Here is a 25,301-nt window from a genome sequence, read left to right on the forward strand (position 1 = left end):
GGGATGCGGCGGTCAGCCGCCGGTCAGTGCCCAGGCGTTGAGGCCGGTGATGCGGGCGCGCGCATCGGCGGAGAGGCCGGGCACGGCATCAAGCGTGTCCAGCGCGGTCTCGTCCGCCATGTCGAAGGGAATATCGGTGCCGAGCAGCACATGCTCCGGCCCGACGAGATCGATGAGATAGGCGAGCGCCCCGGCATCATGGGTGATGGTGTCGAAATAAAAGCGCCGGAACAGCTCCTTGGGCGAGGTCGCGATGGTCTGCGCCTCGCGCCGCACCTTCCAGCCGTGGACGAGGCGGCCGATCTGGTAGGGCAGGAAGCCGCCGCCGTGGGAGAGCGCGACCTTCAGGTCGGGAAGCTCCTCCATCACTCCGCCGAAAATCAGGTCCGCCGCCATGATGGCGGTGTCGAGCGGATTTCCGGCAAGGTTCGTGAGGTAGTATTTCTCGAAACCCGCCTTGGCTCCGAAGTAATAGGGATGGGTAAGGATGAGCACGCCGAGCTCCGCCGCGCGCCGCAGCACGGGCCTGAACTTCAGCTCGGAGAGCGCGGCGCCGTCGATGTGGCAGCCGATCATCACCGCGCGCATTCCGAGATCGGACACGATGCGCTCGATCTCGGCGACTGCGGCGTCTGGCGACTGCATGGGCACGGTGCCCATGGGCCGCAGTCGCTGCGGGGCGGCGGCGGCGAAGGTCGCGATCTCGTCGTTGAGGCGCCGCACAAACTCCGCCTCTGCCTGCGGCGGAACGCGGTAGAAGAACAGGGTGGGCGAGGGCGAGATGATTGCGGCATCAAGGCCGCGACGGTCCAGCGCCTCGATCTTCGCGGCGGGGGTGAGAAACTCCTCGAACAGGGGATAGGCGAAGCCTTCGCGGTGGGCGAGGCGCGTTGCGCCCTCCGTCCGGTCGACCCGGACGCCGAACAGATCCTCGCGGCTTTCGAGGTGCCGGATGATGGCCTCCGGCATGACGTGGTTATGGGCGTCGACGATCATGGAACCGTGCTCGCAAGGGTGTGGGCAGGGGGGCGCGGGGCGGCGCGCGCTCAGAGCCGGGTGGGCTCGCTGCGCGAGTAGACCGGCGCGGCGAGGAAGGCTTCCGGCTTGTAGGTCCAGAACTGCGAGACGTTCTCGTAGGTCTTGATCACCGTATTCATCAGCCGTCCGTCGCGACGTTCCGTCTTGCGGATGTAGATGTTCTCGATGGGGTTGCCGTAGCTGTCGAGCCGCCACGGCCCGCGCGGGTCGTCCTTGATGTCCACCTTGCGCAGGGCATTCATGAATGCCTGCTTGTCCTCGATCTTGCCGTCCACCGCCTTCAGCGCGGCCTCCAGCGCGAGGCCGGCCGAATAGGCGCCTTCTGAATAGAAGCCGGGATCGACGCCCGTCTGCTTGCGCAGCGCGTCGACGAAGCGCGCGTTGGCCTCGCCGGGCAGAGCGGCGGAATACCAGCCGGCGGAGATGATGCCGATGGCCTCATCACCCATGCTGTGCAGCACACCCTCATCCACCGTGGTCATGGAGCCGATGAGCGGGATTTTTCCCTTCAGGCCATATTCCGAATACTGCCGCAGGAAGCGCAGGCCGTTCGCCCCGGCGAAGGCGGCGAAAACGGCATCGGGCTCGCCGATCTGCGAGATGTAGGAGCCGTAGTCCGCCACATTCAGCGGCGCCCACAATTTCTTCACGAGGGAGCCGCCGGCCGCCTCGAACGTCCTCTGGAAACCTGAGGTCTGCTCCTGGCCGAAGGCGAAATCATCGGCGATGGCGACGATCTTCTTGTACTTCAGCTCCCGCGCCACATAGTCGCCAAGCGGATGGCACGGCTGGGCGGAGGTGGAGGAGGTGCGCACGAACCAGGGGTTCAGGCGGCGCTGGGTGAGATCTTCCGCAGCAGCCGAGCAGCACAGGAACGGAATCTCCGCCTCCTGCAAGTAATCGTTGATCGCCAGAGCCTCGAAGGCCGCGACCGGCCCCACCACCACCTGCACGCCCGACCGCTGCACCAGCTCCTGCGCCCGCGTCTTGGCAAGCGCCGGCTGGCCGCCCGTGTCGGCCACGATGAATTCCACCGGCCGCCCGGCGACGCGGTCTCCACGCTCCCGCAGGAACAGGCGGAAGCCGTCCTCCATCTGCCGGCCGCCGGCGGCCAGGGCGCCGGATTTGATCGTGAGCATGCCGATGCGAATGGGCTGTTGCTGGGCCATCGCGGGCAGCGCGCCATAGGAGACGGCAGCCGCCGTCGCTCCCAGGAATCCTCTCCTTGAGATCATGTAATCCTCCCGGACGATTTTTATTTATCGTTCGATCACTATTCGCATGGGAGGTGATCTGCGTCAAGGCGGTTCACGGCGAGATGTGACGCGGCGGCGCCGTGGCGCGGCGTGGAGCGTCTTCCGCCGGCAGCGCGGTGGAGCGTGCAAGCGACTTCAATAACAGAGGAAATCGGCGATCAGCAGCGCCACCAGAACGCCCGCCGCGAGCAGGAGGCAAGCGACGAGGCCGAGCGGCGCGATCAGGAGCGCCCCGCCGGCCGCGCCGGCGACGAAGGCCATCCAGCCCACAAAAAGGGTCGCCGTGCCGGACGGATCCGGCTCTCGCGAACGCAGCCGGGCGATGGATTGGCCGAGGCGCACCAGCGCGCCGCTGACGAAGCCCTTGCCGACTGAAGTCTTGCCCGACATCTGGTGCAGCACGTTCTGCAGGCCCATGGCCATCGCGACCGGCAGAAGGCAGAGCGTGGAATGCGTGACGCTGGACGCTGCGGCGGCGATGAGGAGAAGGCCGGCTTCGATGCCCAGTGCGAGCGGCAGGAGGCGCGGGCCTGCGTGATCCTGAAGCAGTGTCCCGGCCGCCGCGCCAAAGACGAATGCCGCGACGACCCCGCTGATGGCCGCGATATCAGAAACGCGCAATGTCGCGAGAGACATTCCAAGGTGAATGCTGTTCCCGCTCATGAAGGAAACGTAGAGATGGCTGAATGTCACATAGGCGACAACGTCGAGAAATCCGGCGATAGCCGTGAGGGCCGCCCCGAAAGCCGCCGGATGGGCGAGATCGAGCGGCACGGCAGCGGCCATTGCGGACGTCGGCAGCGCAGGAGTCGCCGGAAACGGCCTGACTGACGGGGATGGCGGATGAGCAGGAAACGTCATTGCGTCCTCGCGGATTTATTCGGACGGGTGGCCGAAGATCTGGCGGGATCGAGCCGTTACTGCCGGCCGTCTGTGCACGGCGGTCCCAAGGCACGGGGCGGCCGGCGGTCCGAAGACCGCCGGTCATCCTTTCGGGTCACGGAAGGAGGGGGTGGTGGCCGGTGGGAATCTTGCGGATGTCCTCGGCCGTGAGGTGGGTGTGGTCCATCACCACCTGCTCCGGCAGGGCGCGCAGCCATCGGTTCAGCGTGATGTCGCGGAACTCGGGGGCCACGAACAGTTCCAGGAACACGAGATCCTCGTCACCCGTATTCTCGATGTAATGGCCGGCCATGTTCTGGACAAAGCCCACGTCGTTGGAGCTGAAATCCATCGTGCGGGCGGCCTCCTGGCCGGGGAATACGGTCATGCGGCCGCGCCCCTTGATCCAGTATTGCCATTCGCTGCCGTTGGGGTGCCAGTGCAGCTCGCGCATGCAGCCCGGCTTCACGGTGACGATGGCGGATGCGATCTTCTGCGAGGCCGGGAAGTTGCGGGAATCGATCACCTTCACGGTGCCCGAAGCGCTCTCCCGCGTGGGCGTCATGGTGCTCGCCTTGAAGGTGTAGGACACCTTCGGCGTCTCCGCGTGGCGCGCCACTTCGGCAATGTCCTGCGCGAGCGTGTTGGTCGGTTCCTCGGCGGAGAAGATATAGAGGGGCTCGCCCTTGGGCAGGCGGGCGATCGCGTCAGCATCAAGGCCGAAGTTCTTCTCCAGTATCTCCGGCGGGGTATGCTTGAGCCAGTCGGACAGAAGCAGGGTGCTTTCTTCGGAGAAATCACCCTGGTTGAAGACGAGCAGGAATTCGCAGCCGTCCTCGCCCAGCGCCTGGATCGAATGCGGCGCGCCGGCAGGGAAGAGCCAGAGGTCGCCTTCGCCCACGTCGTCCACGAACATGGCGCCGTCCGGCGTGAACACCGTCACGCGCGCCCGGCCGGAGAGCATGATCGCCCACTCGTCCGCGAGGTGCCAGTGAAGCTCGCGGAAGCTGCCACGGGTCAGCCGCATGTTGACGCCTGCGATGTCCTTGGAGACCGGAAGCTCGCGGGAAGTGACCTGATGGGTCCAGCCGCCGTCCTGGATGCGGCGATGGGTGAGATCGAAGGAGTACCAGAAGGGCTCGACCACGCCATGATCGGTGGGCGGGGGCGTATCCGAATTGGGGTTGATCGCCATCAGGGCGCGGTTCTTCGGCCCGGGATTGCTCGCCGAGACATTGCGCTCGGCAGTGGCGGTTTCCTGGGCGAGGGCACTATAGAACCCAGTGGGCAGGTTGTCGGACGTGGTCATGACTGCTCCTTTATGGTTTGCCTGAGAAAAACGCGCGGCGTTGCTTCGCACCTCGAAGTGTGCCTTCGAATATCGCTGTAGACTGTCGTCTGATGCGCTGAGTTCGCCATAAGACGTGGGGAAGTTGCGGTGCGGACTTGGTATGGCGAGGTGATATGCTGGTATGGGAGCCCGCCACCGGGATCTTCACGCACCGACGCTTCGCGAGACCGTGGCGACGGCGCCCGGAAGCATGAAGCCCAGTGCCACCGCGGTCAGGCCGAGCGTTACTGACAGGCCCACGTTGAGCGCCGCGCGCCCGGGCTCGCCGGCCTGGAGCAGGTCGAGCGTCTGGAGGCTGAAGGACGAGAACGTGGTGAATCCGCCGCATAGGCCGGCCAGCAGGAACTGGCGGACTTCGATCGGCGCGGACGACCCGGCGCCCTGGAAGGTCGCCGCGAGCGCGCCGATGGTGAATGAGCCAGCGATGTTGATGAGAATGGTCCCCGACGGCAGGGCGCTGCCGAACAGGAGGGTGAACCAGCGGTTCAATCCGAAGCGCAGGATGGATCCGACCGCACCGCCAAGTGCAACGTAAGTATAAAGAAGCATGGTCCACCTCGCCGGGAAGCCGATCTGCGCGCTTCCGGCGCGATCGATGTGGAAAGCATTCCACGGGCGGGCGACGGCGGACATTCTACATCCGTGTCCGGCGCCTGAACCATCGACTGGTGGGACAACCCAAGTGTATGCGTCCTGGGGCGGACTATGAGGTCTCGTGGGAGAGGGCCTGGCTGGCGACGCTGAGCACGTGAGCGAGGATCGGGGACTGGGCGTGGGAGATGGCCGTCAAATCCTGGGCGGTGTTCGGACCCGCCCGTCAGCTTCGTAAGCGGTTCCAACCTGCATACGAATGCCGTCTTATCCAACATTCGACCGGGGATGAGATGCGCGGCTTGGCGCCCTTGGCTCCCACAGGTCTCTGCTCCCACGGGTCTCTTGCGTGCTACGAGGTCGGAAGGCTTCCGCGCGGTAGGCGCGGGAGCCTGTGGGCCTTTGGGCCTTCAGCCGGGAAGCTGGAAGTAGAAGTGCCCGAACAGCACCACCGCCGCGCCGGCCGCCAAGGTGAGATAGGGCAGGAGGCCCGCCCGCCGGGCGCCGAGGTCCTGTCCCTTCAGGTCGAGATCTACCAGCATGTGGTCGGGGAAGCGCCCCTTGTCCTGCACATAGTGCCGGTAGAGGAAGACCGGAATGATCACCAGGGCGAAGGCGAGCCCGTACCAGAGCGCGTTGGGATTGCCCCACACCTTGGCGCCCGCCCCCATGAGCAGCAGGTTGAAAAAGCCGAGCAGCGCATTGAAGGCCACCAGCCAGTTGGGCGCCCGGTAAGGGCGAGGAATGTCCGGGCTGTCGATGCGATGAATCCAGGTGGCCTGCAGGTTCAGGAAGATGAACAGCATGTAGCCCACGTTGGATATGGACAGGATGAGGTAATACGCGGTCGCATCCGACGCCGCGAAGGTGAGCAGGCCCAGGTTGAAGACGAGGTCGGTCCACATGGCGCGGGTCGGGGCGCCATGCGCGTTGGTGTGGGCGAGGAACTTGGGCAGCCAGCCGTCGACGCCGCCCTGGTAGAGGGTGCGGGAGGAGCCGGCCATGGCCATCATGATGGCGAGGATCAGCGCCAGGATCATCATCATCTCCAGCAGGTGGGTGATGATGGGCGAGCCGGAGCCGACCATGTTGCCCATGGCGGCGGCAACGCCGGTGCCGTCCACGATGTCGGGGGCGGTCATGCCGTCGAGCCCGAGATAGCCCTGGAACGTGGCGGCCACCAACGCGTAGAGCACCACGCACAGCAGGCCGGCGGAGATGATGGATTTCTTGGTGTCGCTGCCGGGGTTCTTGAACTCCCGCGTGTAGCAGACCGCGGTTTCGAAGGCGTAGGTGGACCAGCCGGCGATGAAGAGGGCGCCGAAGAATTGCGTCCAGCCGCCGTTGCTCCAGCTGCCGGCGGGCGGCAGCAAAGGCGAAAAGTTCGCGGCGTGGACCGAGCCGTTGAGGAAGGGCACCACGCCCACGATCAGCATGGGCACCACCACCAGGAGGCCGATCCACATCTGCACCCGCGCGGTGCCCAGAATGCCGCGATGCTGGATGGCGAAGGCCACCAGCATGAGTGCCGCGCCGATGAAGAAGGTGGCGCCGATCTCGATATTGGCGAGGCCGAAGAAGGAGAAGCTGACCAGCTTGAACGCGCGCAGCGCCGGGGTGCCGGCCTCGGTGAGGGCGGCGATGGCCACCTTGGCGGCCTCCTCTGCGCTCTTGCCGTCAATGGCCGCCGCATGCGCCGCCATCTTCAGCCAGGCGATCACCTCGGGCGATTCGGACGTGAAGACGGGAAGGGGCGCGACCGCGTTCAGGATATAGCCGGCCGCCACCGCGCAGCCCAGCGAGAGCACCGGCGACCAGGCATACCAGTTGCACCACACCGACAGGGGGGCCGTGAGCTTGGAATAGCGCAGCCACGCCGCCGCCCCGTAGACGGCCGCGCCGCCCGACTTGTTGGCGAACAGGCCGGCAATCTCCGCATAGCTATAGGCCTGGACAAAGCCCATCAGCACGGAGAGCGCCCAGACCAGGAAGGCGAGCTTGCCCGCCGTGGCGCCCATGCCGCCAATGGAGATAAGCACAAGGGCCGGAACGCCGCTGGCGATCCAGAACGCCCCTTTCCAGTCGATGGCCCGATGCAGGCCAGTCGCATCCTCGACGGAGGCGTGGCCGCTCCGCTCGGCATTGGACACAAGTGTCATGACTAATCCCCGTTGGAAGGTTCGGCTACGTTGGAGCCGTCTGTGATTGCATTATATGCAATTATATTTCATGCATTTGATGCATAATTTTTGCAGCCTGACAACAGGCAAATTCAGCATTCGCAAGTTCTTTCCTTAGCGGAAGGTCTTACAAATGGACCGTCACACGGCTATGCTTTCCCCTTGACGTAACGGCCTTGGGAGTTTGGTGATGGCCATGAAGGCGAAGGCGCCGGCGCGCGCATCCGCGCAGGCCGGATCGACGGAAAAGGTCCCAGCCTTGCCAACGGCCGGTGAGGCGACGAAGTCCGCGACGAAGGCGAAATCCCCCGGCCGCGCCAGATCCGCCGAGGCTGCCCTCGGCCCTTCCGAACAGTCCGCCGCCCGCGTGCCGCTGGAAAAGCGCATCGGCAACGTGCTGCGCAACCGCCGCGCATCCGCCAATCTGACGCTGGCGGAAGTGAGCGCGGGCGCCGGCATCTCCAGCGCCATGCTCAGCCGCATCGAGAACGGCGCGGCCGCCGCCAGCCTCGATTCCCTGGAACGGGTGTGCGAGGCGCTGGGCATCGGCATGGCCGAGCTGTTTCAGGAGACCGACCAGCAGAACGGCATGGCCCAGCTCATCAAGCGAGCGGACCAGATGGAAGTGGTCCGGGTGGGCACCAAGCACGGCCACACCTACAGGCTGCTCTCCTATGACCGGGGGCCGCGCAAGATCTTTGAACCCTTCTTCATTGAGATGGACAAGAAGAGCCTGTCCTGGCCGCGCTTCTCCCATCCCGGAACGGAATTCATCTACATGTTGCAGGGGCGGATGGAGTACCGCTTCGGCGAGCGGACCTATATCCTGGAGCCGGGCGACGCCTTCACCTTCTCCGGCAATGTGGTTCATGGCCCCGAGCGGCTGCTGGATGAGCGGGCGAAGTTCCTGTCCATCATCATCTACAATGAATGATCCTCAAGGCGGATCGCGCGGCGGCCCGGCGGGTGCCGCGCGATCCGGGGTGTTCAGAACCGCTGCCCGGGGATCCACTCGGTGCCGGCGAGCGGCACGCGGGCCATGGCGGCGGCCTCGATGGTGAGGGCGACGAGGTCCTCCGGCTCCAGATTGTGCAGGTGGTTCTTGCCGCAGGCGCGCGCCAGCGTCTGCGCCTCCAGCGTCATCACCTTCAGGTAGTTGGCAAGGCGGCGCCCCGCCTTCACCGGATCGAGGCGCGCCGCCAGTTCCGGTGTCTGGGTGGTGATGCCGGCGGGATCCTTGCCCTCGTGCCAATCGTCATAGGCCCCCGCGGTGGTGCCGAGCCGCTCGTATTCGGCTTCCCACTGGGGATCATTGTCGCCCAGCGCCGTCAACGCCGCCGTGCCGATGGCCACCGCGTCCGCCCCGAGCGCCAGGGCTTTTGCCACGTCCGCGCCATTGCGAATGCCGCCGGAGACAATGAGCTGCACCTTGCGATGCATCCCCAGGTCCTGGAGCGCCTGAACGGCGGGGCGGATGGCCGAGAGCAGGGGGATGCCCACATGCTCGATGAACACTTCCTGGGTGGCCGCGGTGCCGCCCTGCATGCCGTCCAGCACCACCACGTCAGCACCGGACTTCACCGCCAGTGCCGTATCGTAATAGGGCCGCGAGGCGCCCACCTTCAGGTAGATGGGCTTCTCCCAATTGGTGATCTCCCGCAACTCGTGGATCTTGATCTCCAGATCGTCGGCCCCGGTCCAGTCGGGATGGCGGCAGGCGGAGCGCTGGTCGATGCCCTTGGGCAGGTTGCGCATCTGCGCCACCCGGTCGGAGATCTTCTGGCCCAGCAGCATCCCGCCGCCGCCGGGCTTGGCGCCCTGGCCGATCACGATCTCGATCGCGTCCGCCCGCCGCAGGTCGTCGGGGTTCATGCCATAGCGGGACGGCAGGTACTGGTAGACCAGGTGCCTGGACTGGCCCCGCTCCTCCGGCGTCATGCCGCCATCGCCCGTCGTGGTGGACGTGTCCGCCAGGCTCGCCCCGCGCCCCAGCGCTTCCTTCGCCTGCGCCGATAGCGAGCCGAAGCTCATGCCGGCTATGGTGATCGGGATGGCAAGCTTCAGGGGCTTCTTGGCGAAGCGCGTGCCGAGCGTGACCTCGGTGCCGCATTTCTCCCGATAGCCCTCCAGCGGATAGCGCGTCATGGATGCGCCGAGCAGCAGGAGATCGTCGAAATTGGGCAGGCGGCGTTTGCTGCCGCCGCCGCGAATGTCATAGATGCCGGTGGCCGCCGCGCGGCGGATCTCAGAGAGCGCATAGTCGTCGAAAGTCGCGGACTTGCGCGGCGTGGTCGGAAGCCAGTCTCGCTCGCTCATCAGTAGGCATCCACATTGTCGATGTTGAAGTTGTAGAGCTTGCGGGCCGAGCCGTAGCGGCGGAACTCGCCCACATCCACCTTCCCGGCTTCGCCGGCGGCCTTGATGAGATCGAACAATTCCTGCCGGTGCTCGTCGCGCATCTCCTTTTCGATGCAGTCCGCTCCGAGCCCTGCCACAGGCCCGCGCACATAAAGGCGGGCCTCATAGAGGCTGTCGCCCAGCGCTTCGCCGGCCTCGCCGAACACCACGAGGCGCCCGCTCTGGCCCATGAAGGCGGAGAGGTGGCCGATGCCGCCCTTCACCACGATGTCGATGCCCTTCATGGAGATGCCGCAGCGGGCGGAGGCGTTGCCCTCCACGATGAGCAGGCCGCCGCGACCGGTGGCGCCCGCCGACTGGCTGGCATCGCCCTTCACATGGATGAGACCGCTCATCATGTTCTCGCCGACGCCCTGGCCGGCGCTGCCTTCCACCACCAGGGTGGCCTGCTTGTTCATGCCGCCGCAGAAATAGCCCACAGGGCCGGCAATGGTGACGGTGACGGGGGCATCCACCCCCGCTGCGATGGCGTGCTCGCCGGAGGGGTTCAGCACCGTCCAATCGGTTTCGTTTGTGGTGGGGCCGAGCTGTTGCAGGGCCGCGTTCAGCTCCCGGAGGGAGGATTTCGCGAGATCGACGACGGGCATGTCAGGAATGCTCCCAGAAATAGACGGTCGCGGGCTTGGGCTCCCACACCTTGGCGCTCGCGATGTCCGGCAGGACCGTGAGGCTCTTGAACTCGGAGGCGAAGGCGACGTAGCGGTCGGTCTCGGCCATCACCGCCGGCTTGCAGGCAATGGGATCGCGCAGCACCGAGAAGCCGTTCTCCGTGCCCACCACGAAGGTGAAGAAACCGTCCAGATCCTTCAGGCTGGAGGTCAGCGCCTCGTCCAGGCTCTCCCCATCACGCATCTTGCGAGTGAGATAGCCGGCGGCCACCTCGCTGTCGTTTTCGGTGCGGATGCGGATGCCGTCCTGGCGCAGCGCCCGGCGCAGCGAGGCGTGGTTGGAGAGCGAGCCGTTGTGGACCAGGCACTGGTCCGCGCCGGTGGAGAAGGGATGGGCGCCATCGGTGGTCACCGCCGATTCGGTGGCCATGCGGGTGTGGGAAATGCCATGGCTGCCAGCCATCCGGGAGATGGCGAAGGCGGCCGCCACATCGTCGGGATCACCCACGTCCTTGTAGATTTCCAGGCGGTTGCCGGTGCTCATGACGCTGGCCTCCGGCGCATCCTCCGAAAGCCAGGCCTCCGCGCGGACGACGTCCTCGGCGGGCAGCGTCACTACGGCGTGGGTATGGCGCACGGCGGCGATGCCGCCCACGCCCAGCGCCGCCAGGAGACGGGTGGCGAGGGCCTCCGCGTCCGTGCCCTCGGGGGCGGCGAAGGTGAGCTTCACGAGGCCGGGCGTGGCGTCGGCATAGATGGCGAAGCCCGCCGAATCCGGCCCGCGCCCGCGCAGGGTGGAGGTCATGCGCGCCAGGAGGCGCCCAAGGTCAGGTTCGAGCGTCGGGTCCTTGATGAACAGACCAGCTATTCCACACATGGAAGGGTTCCTGTTGCTGGAGAGATCGAAAGAAAGATCAGAAGAAGGTGAGGTATTGCTGGGTCTCCCAGTCGGAGACGTGGCGGTGGTATTCGCCCCATTCCTCGCGCTTCAGCGTCACGAACTCGTCGATGAAGTCGGCGCCGAGTGCCGTGCGGAAGAGGTCGCTCGCCTCCAGCTCCTCCACGGCCTCGCACAGGGTGCGCGGCAAGGTCTCGATGCCGCGGGCGCGCACCTCAGCCGGGGTGAGGGCGTAGAAATTCACGTTGTGCGGCGCGCCGGGATCGAGCGCGCGGTCCACCCCGTCGAGCCCGGCGGCAATGAGGGCGGCCTGGGCCAGATAGGGGTTCATGCCGGAATCCCCCACCCGGATCTCGATCCGCCCATAGGGCACGCGCACCATGGCGGTGCGGTTGTTGTCGCCATAGGCGATGAAGACCGGTGCCCAGGTCGTGCCGGAGGCGGTGCGCCCCACCACCAGGCGCTTGTAGGAATTCACCGAGGGGGCCAGCAGCGCGGTCAGCGCCTTGGCATGGTGCAGAATGCCGGCGGTGAAGGCGTAGGCGAGGGGGGACAGCCCCAGCCCGTTGGCATCGCCGGCATCGTGGAACACGTTCCGGCCGGAGGCGTCCGCCAGCGAGCAATGGATGTGCATGCCATTGCCGGTGAACGAGCTTTTCGGCTTGGGCATGAAGGAACAGATCGCGCCCAGTTCGTGCGCCACTTCCGCCGCCGCCATCTTGAAAAGGGTCACGGTGTCGGCCGAGGTCAGCGCGTCGGCGTAGCGGAAATTGATCTCGTACTGGCCGTTCGCGTCCTCATGGTCGATCTGGTAGACGTCGATGCCCAGCGCCTTGAGACTTTCCGTCACCCGCTCCAGGAACACCCGCACGCGGGACAGGCCGCGATAGTCATAGGCGGGCTTGCGCAAGGTATCCGTGCCGTCGAACGGCCGCACGGAACCGTCGGCGGTGCGCTCCAGCAGCGAAAATTCCGGCTCGATGCCGGTATTGAGGGTCCAGCCCCGCTCCGCGAGCCGCGCCACCTGCGCTTTCAGCATGTTGCGGGTGTCGATGGGATGCTCGCGCCCGCCCACGATGCCAGTGCCCATCATGCGCGCATAGCCGGGCGCCCAGGGCAGGAGCTTCAGCGTGTCGAGGTCGCCGCGCACGATGTACTCGGCCTCGTGCGGAGCGAGGCGCAGGCCGTTGACGCCGCCCCCGGCAAAGCCGACGCCCTCGGCCACCAGTTCGTCCAGGTGATCCACCGGCACCGCCTTGCTCTTGGCGGTTCCGTAGATGTCCACGAACTGGGCCAGCACGTAGCGCACCTTGTGCGCCTTGAGGAAGGCGCGCGCGGCCTCCAGGTCCAGCCCCGCCGGCGTGGCGAGGGCATCGGGCATAAAGCTCCATTGCTCGGTCATGAGCCGTCATTCCCTGCTTGGAAGGTCGTAAGTTTATGCGGGATCTATGCTTTTGCGGCCCGCCTGCGGGCCGTGGCGCGCTGGCACCGGCCGATGCCGCGCCCAATCTGGCTACAATGAACTTGCATGTGATGCAACATATTTGTATGAAGCATCGGCCGGAGCGCTTCGGGTGCGGTCCAAGGAAGGGGAGCCATTGGCATGAGCGGGACGGGGCGGCATCCCACGCTTCTGGAGCTGTCACGCGGCCATGTGCCGGAGGGAGCGAGCCTGTCCTTCGCGCCCTATTGGTGGGAGGCCGCACCGCGGCCGAACCTCGACGCGGCGCCGCTGCCAGAGGTGGCCGATGTGGTCATCATCGGCTCCGGCTTCACGGGCCTGTCCGCCGCTCTGACGCTGGCGCGCAACGGCCGAGTGCCGCTGGTTCTGGAGCGGGAGGTACCGGGTTTTGGCGCGTCCACGCGCAATGGCGGGCAGATCGGCAGCGGCAACCAGAAGTTCCGCGTCAGGCATCTCATCGCCCTGCGCGGCGAGGAGAAGGCACGGGCGATGCTGCGTGAGGGCGTGGCCATGCTCGATTACATCGCGGAGCTGGTGGAGCGCGAGGCGATCGCCTGCGACTTCGTTCGCTGCGGCCGCTTCCGGGGCGCCATTCGCCCCGCCCATTACGAGACCATGGCCCGCGATATGGAGGACCTTCGCGCGTTCGCGGGCGTGGAAAGCTACATGGTGCCGCGCGCCGAGCAGCATCAGGAAATCGGCTCGGACCTGTTCCATGGCGGCTCGGTTCTGCCGGGCGACGCGAGCCTGCATCCCGGCCGGTATCATGCGGGCCTGATGGCGCGGATCACCGCCGCCGGCGGGTCCGTCATCGGCGGGGCGGGGGTGACGGGCATCCGCGCGGAGCCCGGCGGCTTCAGCCTCGCCACCGTGCGCGGACAGGTGCGCTGCCGGGCGGTGATCGTGGCCACCAACGGCTATACAGACGGCATGCTGCCGGAGCTGAGGCGGCGCATCGTGCCGGTGGGCTCAGGGCTCATCGCCACGGGAGATATTCCGTCCGCTCTGTTCGACGCGCTGATGCCGAGGGGCCGCGTCTATGGCAACACGAACCGCGTCTTTTCCTATTTCCGCGCGGCGCCGGGCGCGCGGCGGATCGTCTGGGGGGGACGGGTCGGCCGGCTGGCCTCCGCCCGCGCGCCGGCCGCCTATGCCCATCTCGCACGCGATCTGCTCCAGACTTTCCCGGCGCTGTCCGAGGTGCCCGTGACCCATGGGTGGGACGGCCTCATCGGCTATACCTATGACGAGGTGCCCCATCTCGGGCGCACGCGGGCGGGGGTGCATTATGCCCTCGGTTATTGCGGCACCGGCGTTTCCCGCGCCACCTATTTCGGCCACAAGGTGGCCCTGCAGCTTCTGGAGGCGCCGGAGGGACGGACCGCCTTCGACGACCTCGCCTTCCCCGCCTTTCCTGTCCATCCCGTGGCGAAGCGGGCCGTGCCGGTCTTCGAGACCTGGTACCGGCTGCGCGATACCTATAACTTCTAGTGGAGCAAAGATGAGCCAAAGTGTGACCAGCGCCCGCCGTAATATTTCATCGGGCGGTGCCTATGAAAACGTGTTCGGCTATTCCCGCGCGGTGCGGGTGGGGGACGACATCCATGTGTCCGGCACCTGCGCCCCCGTGGGGCATGAGGACAGCGACGCCGAGACCCAGACCCGGGCCATCCTCGCCATCGTCGAGAAGGCGATTGCCGAGGCGGGTGGCAGCATGTCGGACGTGGTGCGCACGGTGGTCTATGTGCGCGACATGGCCGACGCGGACGGGGTCGCCCGCGGCCATCTGGAGCACTTCGACGCCATCCGTCCCGCCAGCACCCTGGTGCAGGTCTCCTCGATGCTGCGGCCCTGGCAGAAGGTGGAAATCGAGACCTATGCCAAGGTGGTGGCATAAGGTTCGCGCGGCCCCTGAAGGGGGGCACTTCGAAATGTTGTTCCCCGGGAGGGGACCGCATTCGGTGGCCGATCTGTGACCCCCTCCTCAGAGGGGCCTCGTTCGGACGCGGATATCCCGCTCAAACAGGGGCCTTGTTCCACGCCGATTCACAACCGAGGTCAGCACGCGGAACTTGCACACGGGTCTGGCAGATCTCCCTGATCCGAGGAGAACACCAGGCCACGCGATGGCGTCGCGCTACCGGGTTCCTTCCGTCCCGGGGGCTATCTATGGAGCTGCCCCGTTCGGCTGCGCGGAGATCGTTCGCGCGATGGCCCGCGCTATGCCCAGCAATGCGTCCGAATGCGCAGAAATCGCCTCGTCCAGTGACAGAGCGGTGCGAATCCAGATCATCGAGACCACCGCCTCCACCCGATCATCCACCATAACGGGTGCGGCGATGCTGGAGGTCTTCGGCCGGAACTCGCCCCCATCGCGCACTCCGATGGCGCGGCGGCGCGTCTCCTCGATCATGCGCTTCAGCCACGCCTCCTCAAGGAAGGGGCGATCCTCCGGGTCGGGGATGCGACGCAGATGGTCGAGGATCATCGCCCGCTCCTCGTCCCGGCAGAAGGCGAGGTAGGCGCGGCCCGCGGAGGTGCGCAGCATGGGCAGGCGATAGCCGATCATGCCCCTGTCGATGGAAAGCGGGCTGCGCGTGTGGGTGGTCTCGTGGATCACCATGGCGGCGTTCTCATACACCGTCAGGTCGAGAGGCCAGACGAGGCGCGGCCCGTGTTCGCCGAACACCGGCCCGGCCGCCTGGCACACGCGGGAATGCGATGCATAGCCGTCGCCGAGGCTGGCGGAGAGGCGCGTGACACGCACCTGCGACGAGGAGGCCGAGAAGGCCACATAGCCCTCCTCCTCCAGCGTCTGCAGCAGGCGGTAGACGGTGGGGCGGGGTATGTCGAGGGCGCGGGCGATGGCGGCTGCACTGGTGCTGCCCACCGCATTGATGTGGCGCAGCACGGCGAGCCCGCGGCGCAGCGCGCGCACGCTGTCGGTGCGGTCCTGCGTCCCCGCGCCATCGTCAGCCGGTCGTTGTCCCATGGTCCGGCGGCGCTCCCCCTCGGCCGGGCGAACCGGTCTTCCCACCATGCTACACGCGATGGGAGGGCGGTGCCCAGCCCGGCCGGCCCGGTTGGCGCCGGGCTGGCCGGGTCTGGCCTCAGGCCTTCTCGGCGACGACGGGGTTGCGCAGCACGCCGATGCCGCTCACTTCCACCTCCACCACGTCGCCGTCCTTCATGAAAAGCTTGGGGGTGCGCCGCGCGCCAACCCCGCCGGGCGTGCCGGAGACGATCACGTCGCCGGGCAACAGGGGCAGGATGGTGGAGGTGTAGGCAATCAGCGTGGGGATGGGCGTGATCATCAGGTCCACGGTGGTGCGCTGCACCTCAGTGCCGTTGAGACGGGTGGCGAGGGTGAGGCGGGTCGGATCGCCGATCTCGTCGGCGCTCACCATCCACGGGCCGAAGCCGCCGGTGGCGGCAAAGGTCTTGCCGGGCATGAACTGCGAGGTGTGGCGCTGCCAGTCGCGCACGCTGGCATCGTTGTAGCAGGCATAGCCCGCCACATGGGACAGCGCGTCGGCCTCCGAGATGCGCCGGCCGCCCTTGCCGATGATGACGGCAAGCTCGCCCTCATAGTCGAACTCGTCGGATTCCAGCGGCTTCACCAGCGCTTCGCCGTCTCCCACCTGGCTGCCCGCATAGCGCGCGAACAGCATGGGATTGGGGGTCACCGTGCGGCCCGTCTCCACCACATGGTCGTGGTAGTTGAGGCCGACGCACACGATCTTGTCCGGGTCGGGAATGACCGGCGCCAGCGTCACGTCGGCGAGGGCGAAATCCGCCGGCGCGCCGGCGTAAGCGGTTGCACGGTCGAGCCCGCCGGCGATGAAGGCGCGCAGCGTCGGCGCTTCGGGGAAGCGGCGGGCGAGATCGACGATCCCGCCATCGGTCACGAGGCCGTAGCCGGCCTTGCCGGCATGGGTGAAGGACGCGAACTTCATGGGGGCAAACCTTTTCCTTGAACGTTTCGGGATGAGAGAGAGAGATCAGGCGGCAGAGGCCTGTGCGGGGGCGGCGGGGGCCAGCGCATCGGCCATGGCGGCAAGGTCCGTCTCGTCGACCGCGCTTCCGGCCACGTAGCGATCCGGGCGGACGAGCACCGCCGCGGCGCCGGCCGCGTCCAGCAGCGGGCCGAGGTCGGGGCAGTCGGCCACGGTGACGACGGCGATGCCGGCCGCCTCGAAGCGCTGGCGCACCCGCTCGGAGGCGCTGCGCCAAAGCGCATCGCGGCACAGCAGGGCGAAGCCGAAGCCCACGGCGTCGTCCAGCCGGCGCCCGTCGGCGAGGCGGGGCTGGGCGAAGCGGCTGCCGGTGATGTCCACGCGGCCGATGGCGACGCCCGGTCCCAGCTGGGGCACGCGGCTGCGCAGGCGCGCCACGCCGTCGGCGTCGCGGAAGGCGGCGTTGAGGGCCGCCTCGGTGCCGCAGGTGTTGATGAGGCCGCCGAGCCGCACCGCGGTCTCGATATAGGCATGGGCGTCGGGCGCCCGCTCGCTCTGGTAGGTGTCGAGCAGGCTGTCCTCGGCCCGCCCCTTCACCACCGCCTCGAGCTTCCAGGCGAGGTTCGCCACGTCGCGGATGCCGGAGCACATGCCCTGGCCCATGAAGGGCGGGGTCTGGTGGGCGGCGTCGCCCGCCAGCAGCAGCCGGCCGGCACGCCAGCGCTGGGCCACCGCCGAATGGAAGGTATAGACCGCCGCCCGCTCCAGTTCCGCCTCATCCGGACGCAGCCACGGCGCCAGCAGCGACCAGACGGTCTCGGGATGCACCACGGCGCGGCCGTCCTCCTCGGGCAGGACGGTGATCTCCCAGCGGCGGCGGTCGCCGGGGCCGCGCACATAGGTGGCGGGGCGCGCGGGGTCGCAATACTGGATGGTGTGATCGCCCAGCTCGGGCTTCGGCCGCCGGAGAACAGCGTCCACCACCAGCCAGCGCTCGTGGAAGCCGAGGTCGTCCATGGAGGAGCCGATGACGCGGCGCACCAGCGAGCGGGCACCGTCGCAGCCCACCACATAGCGGGCGCGGGCCTGCTGCAGGCGGCCGGTGGAGAGGTCCTCATAGCGGACCGTCACCCCCTCGGCGTCCTCAACGAAGGCGAAGGCGTCACAGCGCGTGCGCACCCGGACGCTGGCGAAGCGCCTGAGGCCGTCACGCAGGGTCCGCTCCAGGTCCGGCTGGTGGAAGCGGTAGCTGGCGTGCCAGCCGAATTCGCTCACCTCCGGCGGGCGTGGCCAGTCCATCAGCAGCGCGCCGTTCACGTCGACGAAGCGCATGCCCGGATTGACCCGCAGAGACGGGACGATCTCGTCCGCGAGGCCGATGGTCTGGAACACGCGCATCACCTCGTCATCGAAGTGCACGGCGCGCGGCAGGTGATAGGCCTCTGTCTCGCGTTCCAGCACGAGGGTGGAGACGCCCTGAAGGCCGAGCAGGTTGGCGAGGGTCGCGCCCACCGGGCCGAGGCCGATGATAACGACGTCGAAAGGATCCGGCGTGCTGCCGTTTGCCTCGGGCATGGTTTTCCCCGTGTTTGGGCCGGACTGATCCCAGAGCGGGTCTCAGCCGGCAATGATGCCGGTCCCGGCGTCCGCCTGGCGGACATCGGCGCGATGAAGAGGGTCCGCGGGCGGGCGGAAGCGCGGTCCCGCGGGGGCTTGGAACGGAAAGGCGGCGGTCAGCCCGCCAGCCGGCTGTAGAGCCAGGGGCAGTCCACCACGTCCGGCGACCTGAGGCCGTTCGCGGCTGCCGCGAGGCGCATGTTGCGCAGGCGGGCGCGCGGCTCCTCGGGCAGATAGAGGCGCTCGTGCCCCCAGAAGCTCGGCCCGGTGAAGGTCTCGTGCGGCTCCCATGTGGCCGGATCGATCACCCGCCCGCCCCAGCCGTTCTCCACGAAGAAGCCGGAGGGCGAGTTGGCGTAGAAGGAGGTCATGAAATCGTTGGTGTGGCGCCCCAGCGTGTAGGCGAGGCGCCCCTCGTCCAGCTCGGCGAGGTCGTAGCCCTGGCCCACGTCGTCGAGATTGTTGAACTCGATCATGAAGTGATGAAAGCCGGTCTGCCCCGAGCCCACCATGGCGAGGCTGTGGTGGCGCCCGTTCACATGAAAGAAATAGAGCGGGTAGGGGGTGAGTCCGTAGTCGCTGATGTGGAAGTCGAGCAGGTCACGATAGAAGGGCAGGAGCGCGTCGATCCGCACTGCGTGCAGCACGGCGTGCCCCATGCCGAACGGGCCGGTGCGAAAGCCCGAGATGGGGCGGCCGGGCACGAACGGGTCGCTCGCCCGCATGGGGTTGAAGAACAGTTCGACACTGTTGCCGTCGGGATCGGCGAAGGTGATGAGGTCCTCGACGAAGCGCCGGTCGGCGAGCGACCGCGTGCCCCGCGCCACCGCGACGCCGGCGGCCTCGAGGCGCGCGGCGAAAAGGTCGAGGTCCGCCTTCTCCTCCACCTCCCAGCCGATGGCGGCGATCACCGCGCCCGGCTCGTTCACCACGAACAGGCGCTGGCGCTGGTCGTCCATGCGGAAGGTCGTCTGGGTGCGCGTCGCGTCCACCGCCTGCATGGCGAGGAGGCCCGAGGCGAAGGTGTTCCAGTCGTCCATCCTGTCCGAGCGGATGCCGAGATAACCGAGCGCGATGACGCCCATGACGGTGGTCCTCCGGGTGGGGTGGGTCGTGGTGGCGGTGGGGTCCGGCCTCAGGCCGGCGGCAGCGCCGAGGCCGAACGGGCGGGGATGAGGAAGCTGCACCAGAAGGTCAGCGCCGCGGACGCCGCGATGTAGAGCGCGGGGGCCGCATTCATCCCGGTCTGTGCGATGAGCGCGGTGGCGGCCAGCGGCGCGAAGCCGGACAGCAGCGTGACGCTCACATTGTAGGACAAGGCGATGCCGGTGAAGCGCACCTGCGTCGGGAAGAGCCCGGCGAGGATGCTCGGCCAGATGCCGCTCGCCAGCGAGAACACCAGCGACAGCAGGCTCAGTATCAGGACGATGCTGGCGCCGTGGTTCGCCATCAGCGCGAACAGCGGGACCACCACGACCACCATGCCCAGCGCGCCAGCCCGCAGGATGAGGCGTCCGGGCACGAAGTCCCCCGCCCAGCCGGCGAGGATGAGGCCGATGGAGCTGACCACCAGCGCCACCGTCATGGCCAGTGCCACGTCGGGGGCGGGATAATGCAGCGTCTTGACGAGGAAGGCGGGCACGAAGCCGTAGAGCATGCCGTTGAATCCGGCGATGATGGCGGCGACGCCAGCCGCCACCAGCACCGAGCGGCCGTGATGGCGCATCAGTTCGCGCAGGGGATGGCGCGTGGCCTTGCCGTGCAGGTTCACGAACTCCGGCGACTCTTCGAGCTTGCGGCGCAGCGCGAAGCTGATGAGGCCGATGACACCGCCGAGGAGGAAGGCGATGCGCCAGCCGTAGTCCGCCACATCCTGCGGCGGCAGCGCGTACTGGATGCCGAGATTGACCAGGGTCGCGATGAGCACGCCCACATTGACGCAGAAGATGATGAAGCCGCAGGCAAGGCCCGCGCGGGCGGGCGCCGCCTCCACCGCATAGGTCACCGCGCCCGGCAGCTCGCCGCCGAGGCAGATGCCCTGCACGAGGCGGAAGGCCACCAGCAGCAGCGGCGCCGCAATGCCCCAGGACTGGTAGTTCGGCAACAGGCCGATGGCGATGGTGGCGAGCGTGGTGAGGCCCAGCGAGCCGATGAAGACCGGCCGGCGGCCATAGCGGTCGCCCAGAATGCCCAGCACCGCCCCGCCGAACGGCCGGGCCAGGAAGCCGAGGGCCAGGACCGAGAAGGAGAGGATCAGCGAGACGTAGGGATCATCTGTCGGGAAGAACTGGGCGGAAATATACTGGACGAAGATGCCGTAGATGATGAAATCGTAGAATTCGAGCGACCCGCCGAGGCTCGCGAGGAAGATGATCCGCCACTGTCCCTTGTTGAGACTCGGTGCGGCTTGTCCTGAAAGGGGATAAGTGGCGTGTGTCATGGATCCTCGGGGCCTCTCTGTTTATTGGCTGTGTTCTTGAAAGCAGATACAGGCGTGCCGGGGCCGCCCGCGACTCGCGCGCAAGCGAACAAAGTCCCGGCGACGCCAAGATGCCAGCGTCTTGTTTTACTGATGAAGGCTGATTGTCCTGGGCCGTTCCGAGATGGAAAGCGCAAAGGATTGCTCGGCACGCGGTGGGGCAGGGGCGCCGTCAGTCATGTCATCCTCCCGGATATTATTCTTGCCTGAGGGGTAGGATGAGCGAGGGCCTTCCGACAGCGAATTGTCGCGGCTGTCCACGTGGCGGACATGCTGCATCGCGGTGCCGTCCGTAGCGTATTTTTCTTGCGGCGGGACAAGAACCGCCGCGCCGGCCGACCTCGTGCGAGATGGGGCAACGCTGTCGATCGAACGTGGCGGGCGCCTTCCTCGGTCTCCGTTGGACGATGTCAGGCGGGAAGTCGCGCCTCGGCCGCCTGTCGGCCGGCGGTGCGACCGCCGATGACGCATTCGGCGAGGTTGCCGCCGCTCATGTAGATGTGGCCGAACAGGCTGCCGAGCTCGCCTGCCGCATAAAGGCCGGGGATCGGCGCGCCGAAGGGGTCCAGCACGCGCTGGCGCACATCGTGGCGCGGACCACCCTGCGTGTTGATGACGACGGGGCGAACCCGCCCGAAATAGAAGGGGGGCTCACTGATCGGCGCCATGGTCTCCGGCAGCCGGCCGAAGGCCGCGTCGCGGCCCGCAGCGACGGCGGCGTTCCAGGCATCGACCGTGGCACGCAGCTCAGGCCCGGGCACGTCCATCAGCGCCGCAAGCTCTTCAAGGGTATCGGCGCGGTGGAAGATGCCAGCCTCGACCTCGCGCGCATTGTCTGCGCTCCAACCGAGGTTCGGCTGCGGGTCGTTGTGAACCGAGCGCCCCAGCGGATACATGCGCCGGCCGGCATCGTCGAACACGAGGAACGCCGGATCGCGCGGGAACCCCTGGCACTTCGGGTCGAAGGCATCGAACGGGCGCACGCCGGTATCGCCGGGATAGGGCGGATACTCGTCCATGAAACGCCGGCCGGCCTGATCGACGAGGATCCAGGCGAGGCGTGGCAGGACCTTCTCGGAGGCTCTTCCCGGCGCGGGATCGGTGCCGAGGGTCGCGGCGCCCAGTGTCTGCGTCCCGCTGGGGGCCGGCGTCCACATGGGCACCGCCTTGAGATAGAGGCCGAACGGGTAGTCCGGATCGGGATGCACGAGGCCGTAGGGGCCGTGATAGTGCCACATGTGCCAGAGGTCGGCGCCCACAGCCTGGGCCATGCGGATGCCGTCACCGGTGTTGCCGCGGAAGGATCCCGTCAGCACGGCCCCCTTCTGGAAGTACTGACGCTGCATCTCCGCATCGGCCTCGAACCCACCGCAGGCGAGGACCACGCCGCCATGCGCCCGGATTGCCAGCGGACGGCCGTCGTGCTCGGCCAGAAGGCCAATCACCGAACCGTCGGCGTCCGTCAGGAGCCGACGTGCCGGGGTCGACATAAGAACTTTGACCGCGCGTGCCGCGACATTGTCGGCAAGTACCTTGAAGAGGCGCGTGCCGTTCTTCACCGGCCCCGCCTGGGGAAAGCAGGTGCCGTCCTCCAGCGCCGGCACCGATTCGACTTCGCAATAGCCGAGCGCCTCGTATCCCGGCAGGGGATAGTTGCCGAGGGCCGACGTTACGCGAACCTTGGCGTCGCTGAGACGGGCGAGGTCGCGCATATAGCCTTCCACTTCCACCATGCCGTCGGCCAGCGCCTCCAGCAGGACCTGCGGCGTCCGCCCGCCGCAGGTGGCTTCGAGATAGGAGAGCGCCGCCGCGCGATCGCCGCTCACGCGGATCCCGCCGGCCGACACCACGGACAGCCCGCCGGGGAAGTCCATCTTCTCGATCAGCAGCGTGCGGGCCCCGCAATCAGACGCCTCGATGGCCGCGACGGCGCCGGCCGCGCCAAAGCCCACGACCAGCACGTCGGTTTCAATGTCCCAGGATGTAGGCAGCGGCTGCCTCGGGGTTTGCGGCCTCATCGCGTGCGCTTTCATGGATCGATGCGGTGCTTGAATGAGGGCTCGCGCCCCGGGCGGGTGCGGGCGAGCACGTCAAGGATCACAGCGCGGGTCTCGGCCGGCGCGATGACGTCGTCGATCAGGGCCATCTCGGCGGCGAGATAGGCGGAGGCCTGCGCCTCCGCGCTCGCCAGCAGCTCGCGGCGACGGGCGGCCGGATCTGCTGCCTTGGCGATCTCCTTGCCGTAGGTGAGTTCGACCCCGGCTGCGGGGCCCATCACGTCGAACTGCGCGGTCGGCCAGGCGACGATGGCGTCCGGCGCCATCACGCGACCACCCATGGCGAGATAGGCGAGGCCCACCGCCTTGCGCAGGACGATGGTCGCCTTCGGCACGCTCGCGCCGATGACGCTGTTCAGGAAGCGCGAGGCGAGCGAGACCATCCGCTGGTTCTCGATCTCCGGACCCACCATGAAGCCGGGGCAATCCACAAAGAACACCAGGGGGATATGAAAGGCGTTGCAGGTGTCGACGAACTTTCGCGCCTTCTGGATGCCCTTCTCGTCGATCGCCCCGGCCATCTTCATGGGGTTGTTCGCGAGAATGCCCACCGACTGGCCGTCCATGCGGGCAAAGGCGGTGATGAGGCTCGGCCCGTAGGTCTGCCGGTAATGGAGCAGCTCGCCGCCGTCGACGATCAGCCGGATCAGCTCCTCCATGTCGTAGGCGCGGCGATGGTTGTCGGAGACGATCTGCGTGAGCCGCAGCGCGCCCTCCGGCGTGTCGCAGGCGGCCGGGCGCGGCGCCACGGTCGGCGGAAGTTCATCGCAATTTGAGGGCAGGAAGGAGAGAAACGCGCGGATCGCCGCAAGCGCCTCCACATCACTCCGGGTCAGCATATCCGCCTGGCCGGTGATTGCGGCGCTCTTCTCGGCCCCGCCGATGTCCTCGGCGGAGACCACCTTGCCGATACCCACCTTCACAACGGGCGGCCCGGACATGCCCATATATCCGGAGCCGGCGACGATGGTGACAAAGTCGGATTGAAGCGCGGTGAAGGAGGGGCCGCCGAAGCATGCGCCCATGACCGCCGCCACCTGCGGGACCCGGCCGGAGAGCATGAAATGCTCCTTGAAGCGGGCCCCGAGACCGGCGGCGATGGCGCCGTTATTTTCTTGAAACCGGCCGGCGCCCGCCTCCATCAGCGCGATGAAGGGGCGGCGATGGCGCAAGGCAAGGTCGCGCACACGCTGGCTCTTCGCTTCAGCCACGCGGCCGCGCGTTCCGGCGATCACCGAGGCATCCTCGGAGGCCACATAGACCTCCCGCCCGTCGATGGTGCCCCATCCTGCGACGAGGCCGTCGGCCGGCGTGCGTGCCTTGAGCGCGCCGTGCTGGCTGCGGGCGAGAAGCCCGATTTCCCGGAATGAGCCGGGATCGAGCAGTCGCTCGATCCGCTCCCGTGCGTCGAGTTTGCCCGCGGCCTTGAGCTTGGCGAGCGCGGCGGCGCCCCCCATTGCGCGAGCGGATGTGCGACGCGATTCGAGTTCCTTCAGCGTGTCCTCGTCCATAGGGCCCGGCTTCGCTCCCGTATCGCTCGGCGGTCCATCACGGCCGCGTCGTCTCTTATGAGGACGTTGTAGATTGTTTCTTCCCATGTAAATGCATTTGCAGCATATTGTCACCATTGCACGTCGATATTCATCGGGCAGGCGCAATCCACACAGGCAGGGGGATAATGTTCATGGCGGAGCATGACGTGGTGTCGAGCGTCACCGGCGTGGTGTTCGAGGTGGCGGTGGCGGAAGGCGGTCTGGTGGCAGCCGGCGACACCCTTCTGGTGGTCGAATCGATGAAGATGGAGATTCCGGTTGCCGCCCCGAGCGCCGGCCGGATCGCGCGCATCCTGGTCGCCGCTGGCGACGGCGTGGACGAAGGCCAGCCGGTGGCGATCATTGAAGAGTGACTGCGCTCAGGCCGTCTCGCCATGGGCGATGTGCCTGTAGTCTCCCTCGAAATAGAGCAGGGGATTGGTGCTCTCGCGCTGCCGCATCGCCACCACTTGGCCCACCAGGATGTCGTGGGTTCCCGAGCTGAACTGGGACGACACCTCGCAGTCGAAATTGGTCATCGCCTCGTCGAGCGCGGGCGAGCCTGTGGCCAGGGTCGACCAGCGACAGCTGGAGAACCGTTCAGCCGGGTCGCGCGAGAGGAACTGGCGGGCGAAAGGCATCTGGTCCGCGGCGAGCACATTCACGCAGAACACGCCCGCCTCGATGATGAGGCCGTGGGTGCGCGTGCCGCGGTTGACGCACACCAGAATGCTGGGCGGCCCGGCGCTGACCGAACACACCGCGGTGGCGATGAGCCCGGCCGGGCGTCCCTGCTCAAGGGTCGAGACCACGTTCACAGCGGCCGCCAGACGGCGCATGCCGCGCTTGAAGTCATCCTCCGACACGGCGTCAAAGCGCGGCATGGGGCATTTCCTTTGTTTGTGGACGGGATGCGGCGGGTACAATCCCGCAATCCATACAAAATTGCCTTGATATAGGGTAACGTTCAAGACAC

Annotated in this window: 22 protein-coding genes; 4 read left to right on the forward strand and 18 right to left on the reverse strand. The window is 67.3% G+C overall.

What is annotated here, in order from left to right; all coding sequences use genetic code 11:
• Positions 1-12: 12 nt before the first annotated feature.
• From A37E_RS0115710 to A37E_RS0115735, 6 genes are all read right to left on the reverse strand, one after another.
• On the reverse strand, positions 13-996 hold the full coding sequence (locus A37E_RS0115710; RefSeq protein WP_029557476.1) for an amidohydrolase family protein: 984 nt from the start codon (positions 994-996) through the stop codon (positions 13-15).
• A gap of 50 nt (positions 997-1,046) precedes the next feature.
• Positions 1,047-2,273 carry an ABC transporter substrate-binding protein gene (locus tag A37E_RS0115715; RefSeq protein ID WP_029557477.1) on the reverse strand — a complete coding sequence of 409 codons (1,227 nt, stop codon included), beginning with the start codon at positions 2,271-2,273 and terminating at the stop codon, positions 1,047-1,049.
• Between the two features lie 156 nt (positions 2,274-2,429).
• Complete coding sequence (locus tag A37E_RS0115720; RefSeq protein WP_051679085.1) at positions 2,430-3,080, reverse strand: YoaK family protein; 651 nt, start codon at positions 3,078-3,080, stop codon at positions 2,430-2,432.
• Positions 3,081-3,291: 211 nt separating this feature from the next.
• Complete coding sequence (locus A37E_RS0115725) at positions 3,292-4,485, reverse strand: cupin domain-containing protein (RefSeq protein ID WP_038193202.1); 1,194 nt, start codon at positions 4,483-4,485, stop codon at positions 3,292-3,294.
• A gap of 186 nt (positions 4,486-4,671) precedes the next feature.
• Positions 4,672-5,160, reverse strand: a complete 489-nt coding sequence (gene crcB / locus A37E_RS0115730; protein ID WP_245279348.1) for a fluoride efflux transporter CrcB — start codon at positions 5,158-5,160, stop codon at positions 4,672-4,674.
• A gap of 368 nt (positions 5,161-5,528) precedes the next feature.
• On the reverse strand, positions 5,529-7,277 hold the full coding sequence (locus A37E_RS0115735) for an APC family permease (protein WP_029557481.1): 1,749 nt from the start codon (positions 7,275-7,277) through the stop codon (positions 5,529-5,531).
• Between the two features lie 211 nt (positions 7,278-7,488).
• On the opposite strand from A37E_RS0115735, the gene A37E_RS0115740 reads away from it, so the two are divergent.
• The gene (locus A37E_RS0115740) at positions 7,489-8,232 is read left to right on the forward strand and encodes a cupin domain-containing protein (protein WP_245279349.1); all 744 of its coding nucleotides are present in this window, start codon (positions 7,489-7,491) and stop codon (positions 8,230-8,232) included.
• 53 nt (positions 8,233-8,285) lie between these two features.
• Here A37E_RS0115740 and A37E_RS0115745 read toward each other — a convergent pair whose 3' ends face one another.
• Genes A37E_RS0115745 through glnT form a run of 4 tightly spaced genes read right to left on the reverse strand, consistent with a single transcriptional unit; the run spans position 8,286 to position 12,624 of the window.
• Positions 8,286-9,614 carry an FMN-binding glutamate synthase family protein gene (locus tag A37E_RS0115745; protein ID WP_029557483.1) on the reverse strand — a complete coding sequence of 443 codons (1,329 nt, stop codon included), beginning with the start codon at positions 9,612-9,614 and terminating at the stop codon, positions 8,286-8,288.
• On the reverse strand, positions 9,614-10,303 hold the full coding sequence (locus A37E_RS0115750; RefSeq protein ID WP_029557484.1) for a protein glxC: 690 nt from the start codon (positions 10,301-10,303) through the stop codon (positions 9,614-9,616). Before A37E_RS0115750 ends, A37E_RS0115745 begins: the two co-directional genes overlap by 1 nt.
• Position 10,304: 1 nt before the next feature.
• The gene (locus A37E_RS0115755; protein ID WP_029557485.1) at positions 10,305-11,201 is read right to left on the reverse strand and encodes a glutamine amidotransferase family protein; all 897 of its coding nucleotides are present in this window, start codon (positions 11,199-11,201) and stop codon (positions 10,305-10,307) included.
• 37 nt (positions 11,202-11,238) lie between these two features.
• Positions 11,239-12,624, reverse strand: a complete 1,386-nt coding sequence (gene glnT / locus A37E_RS0115760) for a type III glutamate--ammonia ligase (RefSeq protein ID WP_081837630.1) — start codon at positions 12,622-12,624, stop codon at positions 11,239-11,241.
• 201 nt (positions 12,625-12,825) lie between these two features.
• On the opposite strand from glnT, the gene A37E_RS0115765 reads away from it, so the two are divergent.
• Positions 12,826-14,175, forward strand: coding sequence for an FAD-binding oxidoreductase (locus tag A37E_RS0115765; RefSeq protein WP_029557487.1), 1,350 nt, complete (start codon positions 12,826-12,828; stop codon positions 14,173-14,175).
• Between the two features lie 10 nt (positions 14,176-14,185).
• Positions 14,186-14,581, forward strand: a complete 396-nt coding sequence (locus tag A37E_RS0115770) for a Rid family hydrolase (protein WP_029557488.1) — start codon at positions 14,186-14,188, stop codon at positions 14,579-14,581.
• A 270-nt stretch (positions 14,582-14,851) separates the two neighbouring features.
• Here A37E_RS0115770 and A37E_RS0115775 read toward each other — a convergent pair whose 3' ends face one another.
• The 7 genes from A37E_RS0115775 to A37E_RS0115805 form a co-directional block, all read right to left on the reverse strand.
• Positions 14,852-15,676 carry a DNA-binding transcriptional regulator gene (locus A37E_RS0115775; protein ID WP_029557489.1) on the reverse strand — a complete coding sequence of 275 codons (825 nt, stop codon included), beginning with the start codon at positions 15,674-15,676 and terminating at the stop codon, positions 14,852-14,854.
• A 118-nt stretch (positions 15,677-15,794) separates the two neighbouring features.
• Positions 15,795-16,640, reverse strand: coding sequence for a fumarylacetoacetate hydrolase family protein (locus A37E_RS0115780; RefSeq protein WP_029557490.1), 846 nt, complete (start codon positions 16,638-16,640; stop codon positions 15,795-15,797).
• Between the two features lie 45 nt (positions 16,641-16,685).
• Complete coding sequence (locus tag A37E_RS0115785) at positions 16,686-18,215, reverse strand: bifunctional 3-(3-hydroxy-phenyl)propionate/3-hydroxycinnamic acid hydroxylase (RefSeq protein WP_029557491.1); 1,530 nt, start codon at positions 18,213-18,215, stop codon at positions 16,686-16,688.
• A gap of 158 nt (positions 18,216-18,373) precedes the next feature.
• Entirely contained in the window at positions 18,374-19,342 is a 969-nt protein-coding gene (locus tag A37E_RS0115790) for a VOC family protein (protein ID WP_029557492.1), read from the reverse strand.
• Between the two features lie 50 nt (positions 19,343-19,392).
• On the reverse strand, positions 19,393-20,697 hold the full coding sequence (locus A37E_RS0115795) for an MFS transporter (protein ID WP_029557493.1): 1,305 nt from the start codon (positions 20,695-20,697) through the stop codon (positions 19,393-19,395).
• A gap of 449 nt (positions 20,698-21,146) precedes the next feature.
• Positions 21,147-22,754 (reverse strand): FAD-dependent oxidoreductase, encoded by a 1,608-nt coding sequence (locus A37E_RS0115800; protein WP_029557494.1) that lies wholly within the window; start codon positions 22,752-22,754, stop codon positions 21,147-21,149.
• 11 nt (positions 22,755-22,765) lie between these two features.
• A complete protein-coding gene (locus tag A37E_RS0115805; RefSeq protein ID WP_029557495.1) occupies positions 22,766-24,304 on the reverse strand; it encodes a carboxyl transferase domain-containing protein in 1,539 nt (512 codons plus the stop codon).
• A gap of 173 nt (positions 24,305-24,477) precedes the next feature.
• Here A37E_RS0115805 and A37E_RS0115810 point away from each other — a divergent pair, with 173 nt between their 5' ends.
• Positions 24,478-24,699: an acetyl-CoA carboxylase biotin carboxyl carrier protein subunit gene (locus A37E_RS0115810; protein ID WP_029557496.1), complete on the forward strand. Its 222-nt coding sequence runs from the start codon at positions 24,478-24,480 to the stop codon at positions 24,697-24,699.
• A 6-nt stretch (positions 24,700-24,705) separates the two neighbouring features.
• Here the strand turns inward: A37E_RS0115810 and A37E_RS0115815 are convergent, their stop codons facing one another.
• Positions 24,706-25,209: a flavin reductase gene (locus tag A37E_RS0115815; RefSeq protein WP_029557497.1), complete on the reverse strand. Its 504-nt coding sequence runs from the start codon at positions 25,207-25,209 to the stop codon at positions 24,706-24,708.
• Between the last annotated feature and the right edge of the window lie 92 nt (positions 25,210-25,301).

This window comes from Xanthobacter sp. 91, from assembly GCF_000702385.1.
Classification (GTDB): domain Bacteria; phylum Pseudomonadota; class Alphaproteobacteria; order Rhizobiales; family Xanthobacteraceae; genus Xanthobacter; species Xanthobacter aminoxidans.

Bases quoted from the DNA above. Each gene is read 5' to 3' on its own strand.
- A37E_RS0115710 (WP_029557476.1), bottom strand. From the start codon at position 996: ATGATCGTCGACGCCCATAACCACGTCATGCCGGAGGCCATCATCCGG.
- A37E_RS0115715 (WP_029557477.1), bottom strand. From the start codon at position 2,273: ATGATCTCAAGGAGAGGATTCCTGGGAGCGACGGCGGCTGCCGTCTCC.
- A37E_RS0115720 (WP_051679085.1), bottom strand. From the start codon at position 3,080: ATGGCCGCTGCCGTGCCGCTCGATCTCGCCCATCCGGCGGCTTTCGGG.
- A37E_RS0115725 (WP_038193202.1), bottom strand. From the start codon at position 4,485: ATGACCACGTCCGACAACCTGCCCACTGGGTTCTATAGTGCCCTCGCC.
- crcB (WP_245279348.1), bottom strand. From the start codon at position 5,160: ATGTCCGCCGTCGCCCGCCCGTGGAATGCTTTCCACATCGATCGCGCC.
- A37E_RS0115735 (WP_029557481.1), bottom strand. From the start codon at position 7,277: ATGACACTTGTGTCCAATGCCGAGCGGAGCGGCCACGCCTCCGTCGAG.
- A37E_RS0115740 (WP_245279349.1), top strand. From the start codon at position 7,489: ATGGCCATGAAGGCGAAGGCGCCGGCGCGCGCATCCGCGCAGGCCGGA.
- A37E_RS0115745 (WP_029557483.1), bottom strand. From the start codon at position 9,614: ATGAGCGAGCGAGACTGGCTTCCGACCACGCCGCGCAAGTCCGCGACT.
- A37E_RS0115750 (WP_029557484.1), bottom strand. From the start codon at position 10,303: ATGCCCGTCGTCGATCTCGCGAAATCCTCCCTCCGGGAGCTGAACGCG.
- A37E_RS0115755 (WP_029557485.1), bottom strand. From the start codon at position 11,201: ATGTGTGGAATAGCTGGTCTGTTCATCAAGGACCCGACGCTCGAACCT.
- glnT (WP_081837630.1), bottom strand. From the start codon at position 12,624: ATGACCGAGCAATGGAGCTTTATGCCCGATGCCCTCGCCACGCCGGCG.
- A37E_RS0115765 (WP_029557487.1), top strand. From the start codon at position 12,826: ATGAGCGGGACGGGGCGGCATCCCACGCTTCTGGAGCTGTCACGCGGC.
- A37E_RS0115770 (WP_029557488.1), top strand. From the start codon at position 14,186: ATGAGCCAAAGTGTGACCAGCGCCCGCCGTAATATTTCATCGGGCGGT.
- A37E_RS0115775 (WP_029557489.1), bottom strand. From the start codon at position 15,676: ATGGGACAACGACCGGCTGACGATGGCGCGGGGACGCAGGACCGCACC.
- A37E_RS0115780 (WP_029557490.1), bottom strand. From the start codon at position 16,640: ATGAAGTTCGCGTCCTTCACCCATGCCGGCAAGGCCGGCTACGGCCTC.
- A37E_RS0115785 (WP_029557491.1), bottom strand. From the start codon at position 18,215: ATGCCCGAGGCAAACGGCAGCACGCCGGATCCTTTCGACGTCGTTATC.
- A37E_RS0115790 (WP_029557492.1), bottom strand. From the start codon at position 19,342: ATGGGCGTCATCGCGCTCGGTTATCTCGGCATCCGCTCGGACAGGATG.
- A37E_RS0115795 (WP_029557493.1), bottom strand. From the start codon at position 20,697: ATGACACACGCCACTTATCCCCTTTCAGGACAAGCCGCACCGAGTCTC.
- A37E_RS0115800 (WP_029557494.1), bottom strand. From the start codon at position 22,754: ATGAGGCCGCAAACCCCGAGGCAGCCGCTGCCTACATCCTGGGACATT.
- A37E_RS0115805 (WP_029557495.1), bottom strand. From the start codon at position 24,304: ATGGACGAGGACACGCTGAAGGAACTCGAATCGCGTCGCACATCCGCT.
- A37E_RS0115810 (WP_029557496.1), top strand. From the start codon at position 24,478: ATGGCGGAGCATGACGTGGTGTCGAGCGTCACCGGCGTGGTGTTCGAG.
- A37E_RS0115815 (WP_029557497.1), bottom strand. From the start codon at position 25,209: ATGCCGCGCTTTGACGCCGTGTCGGAGGATGACTTCAAGCGCGGCATG.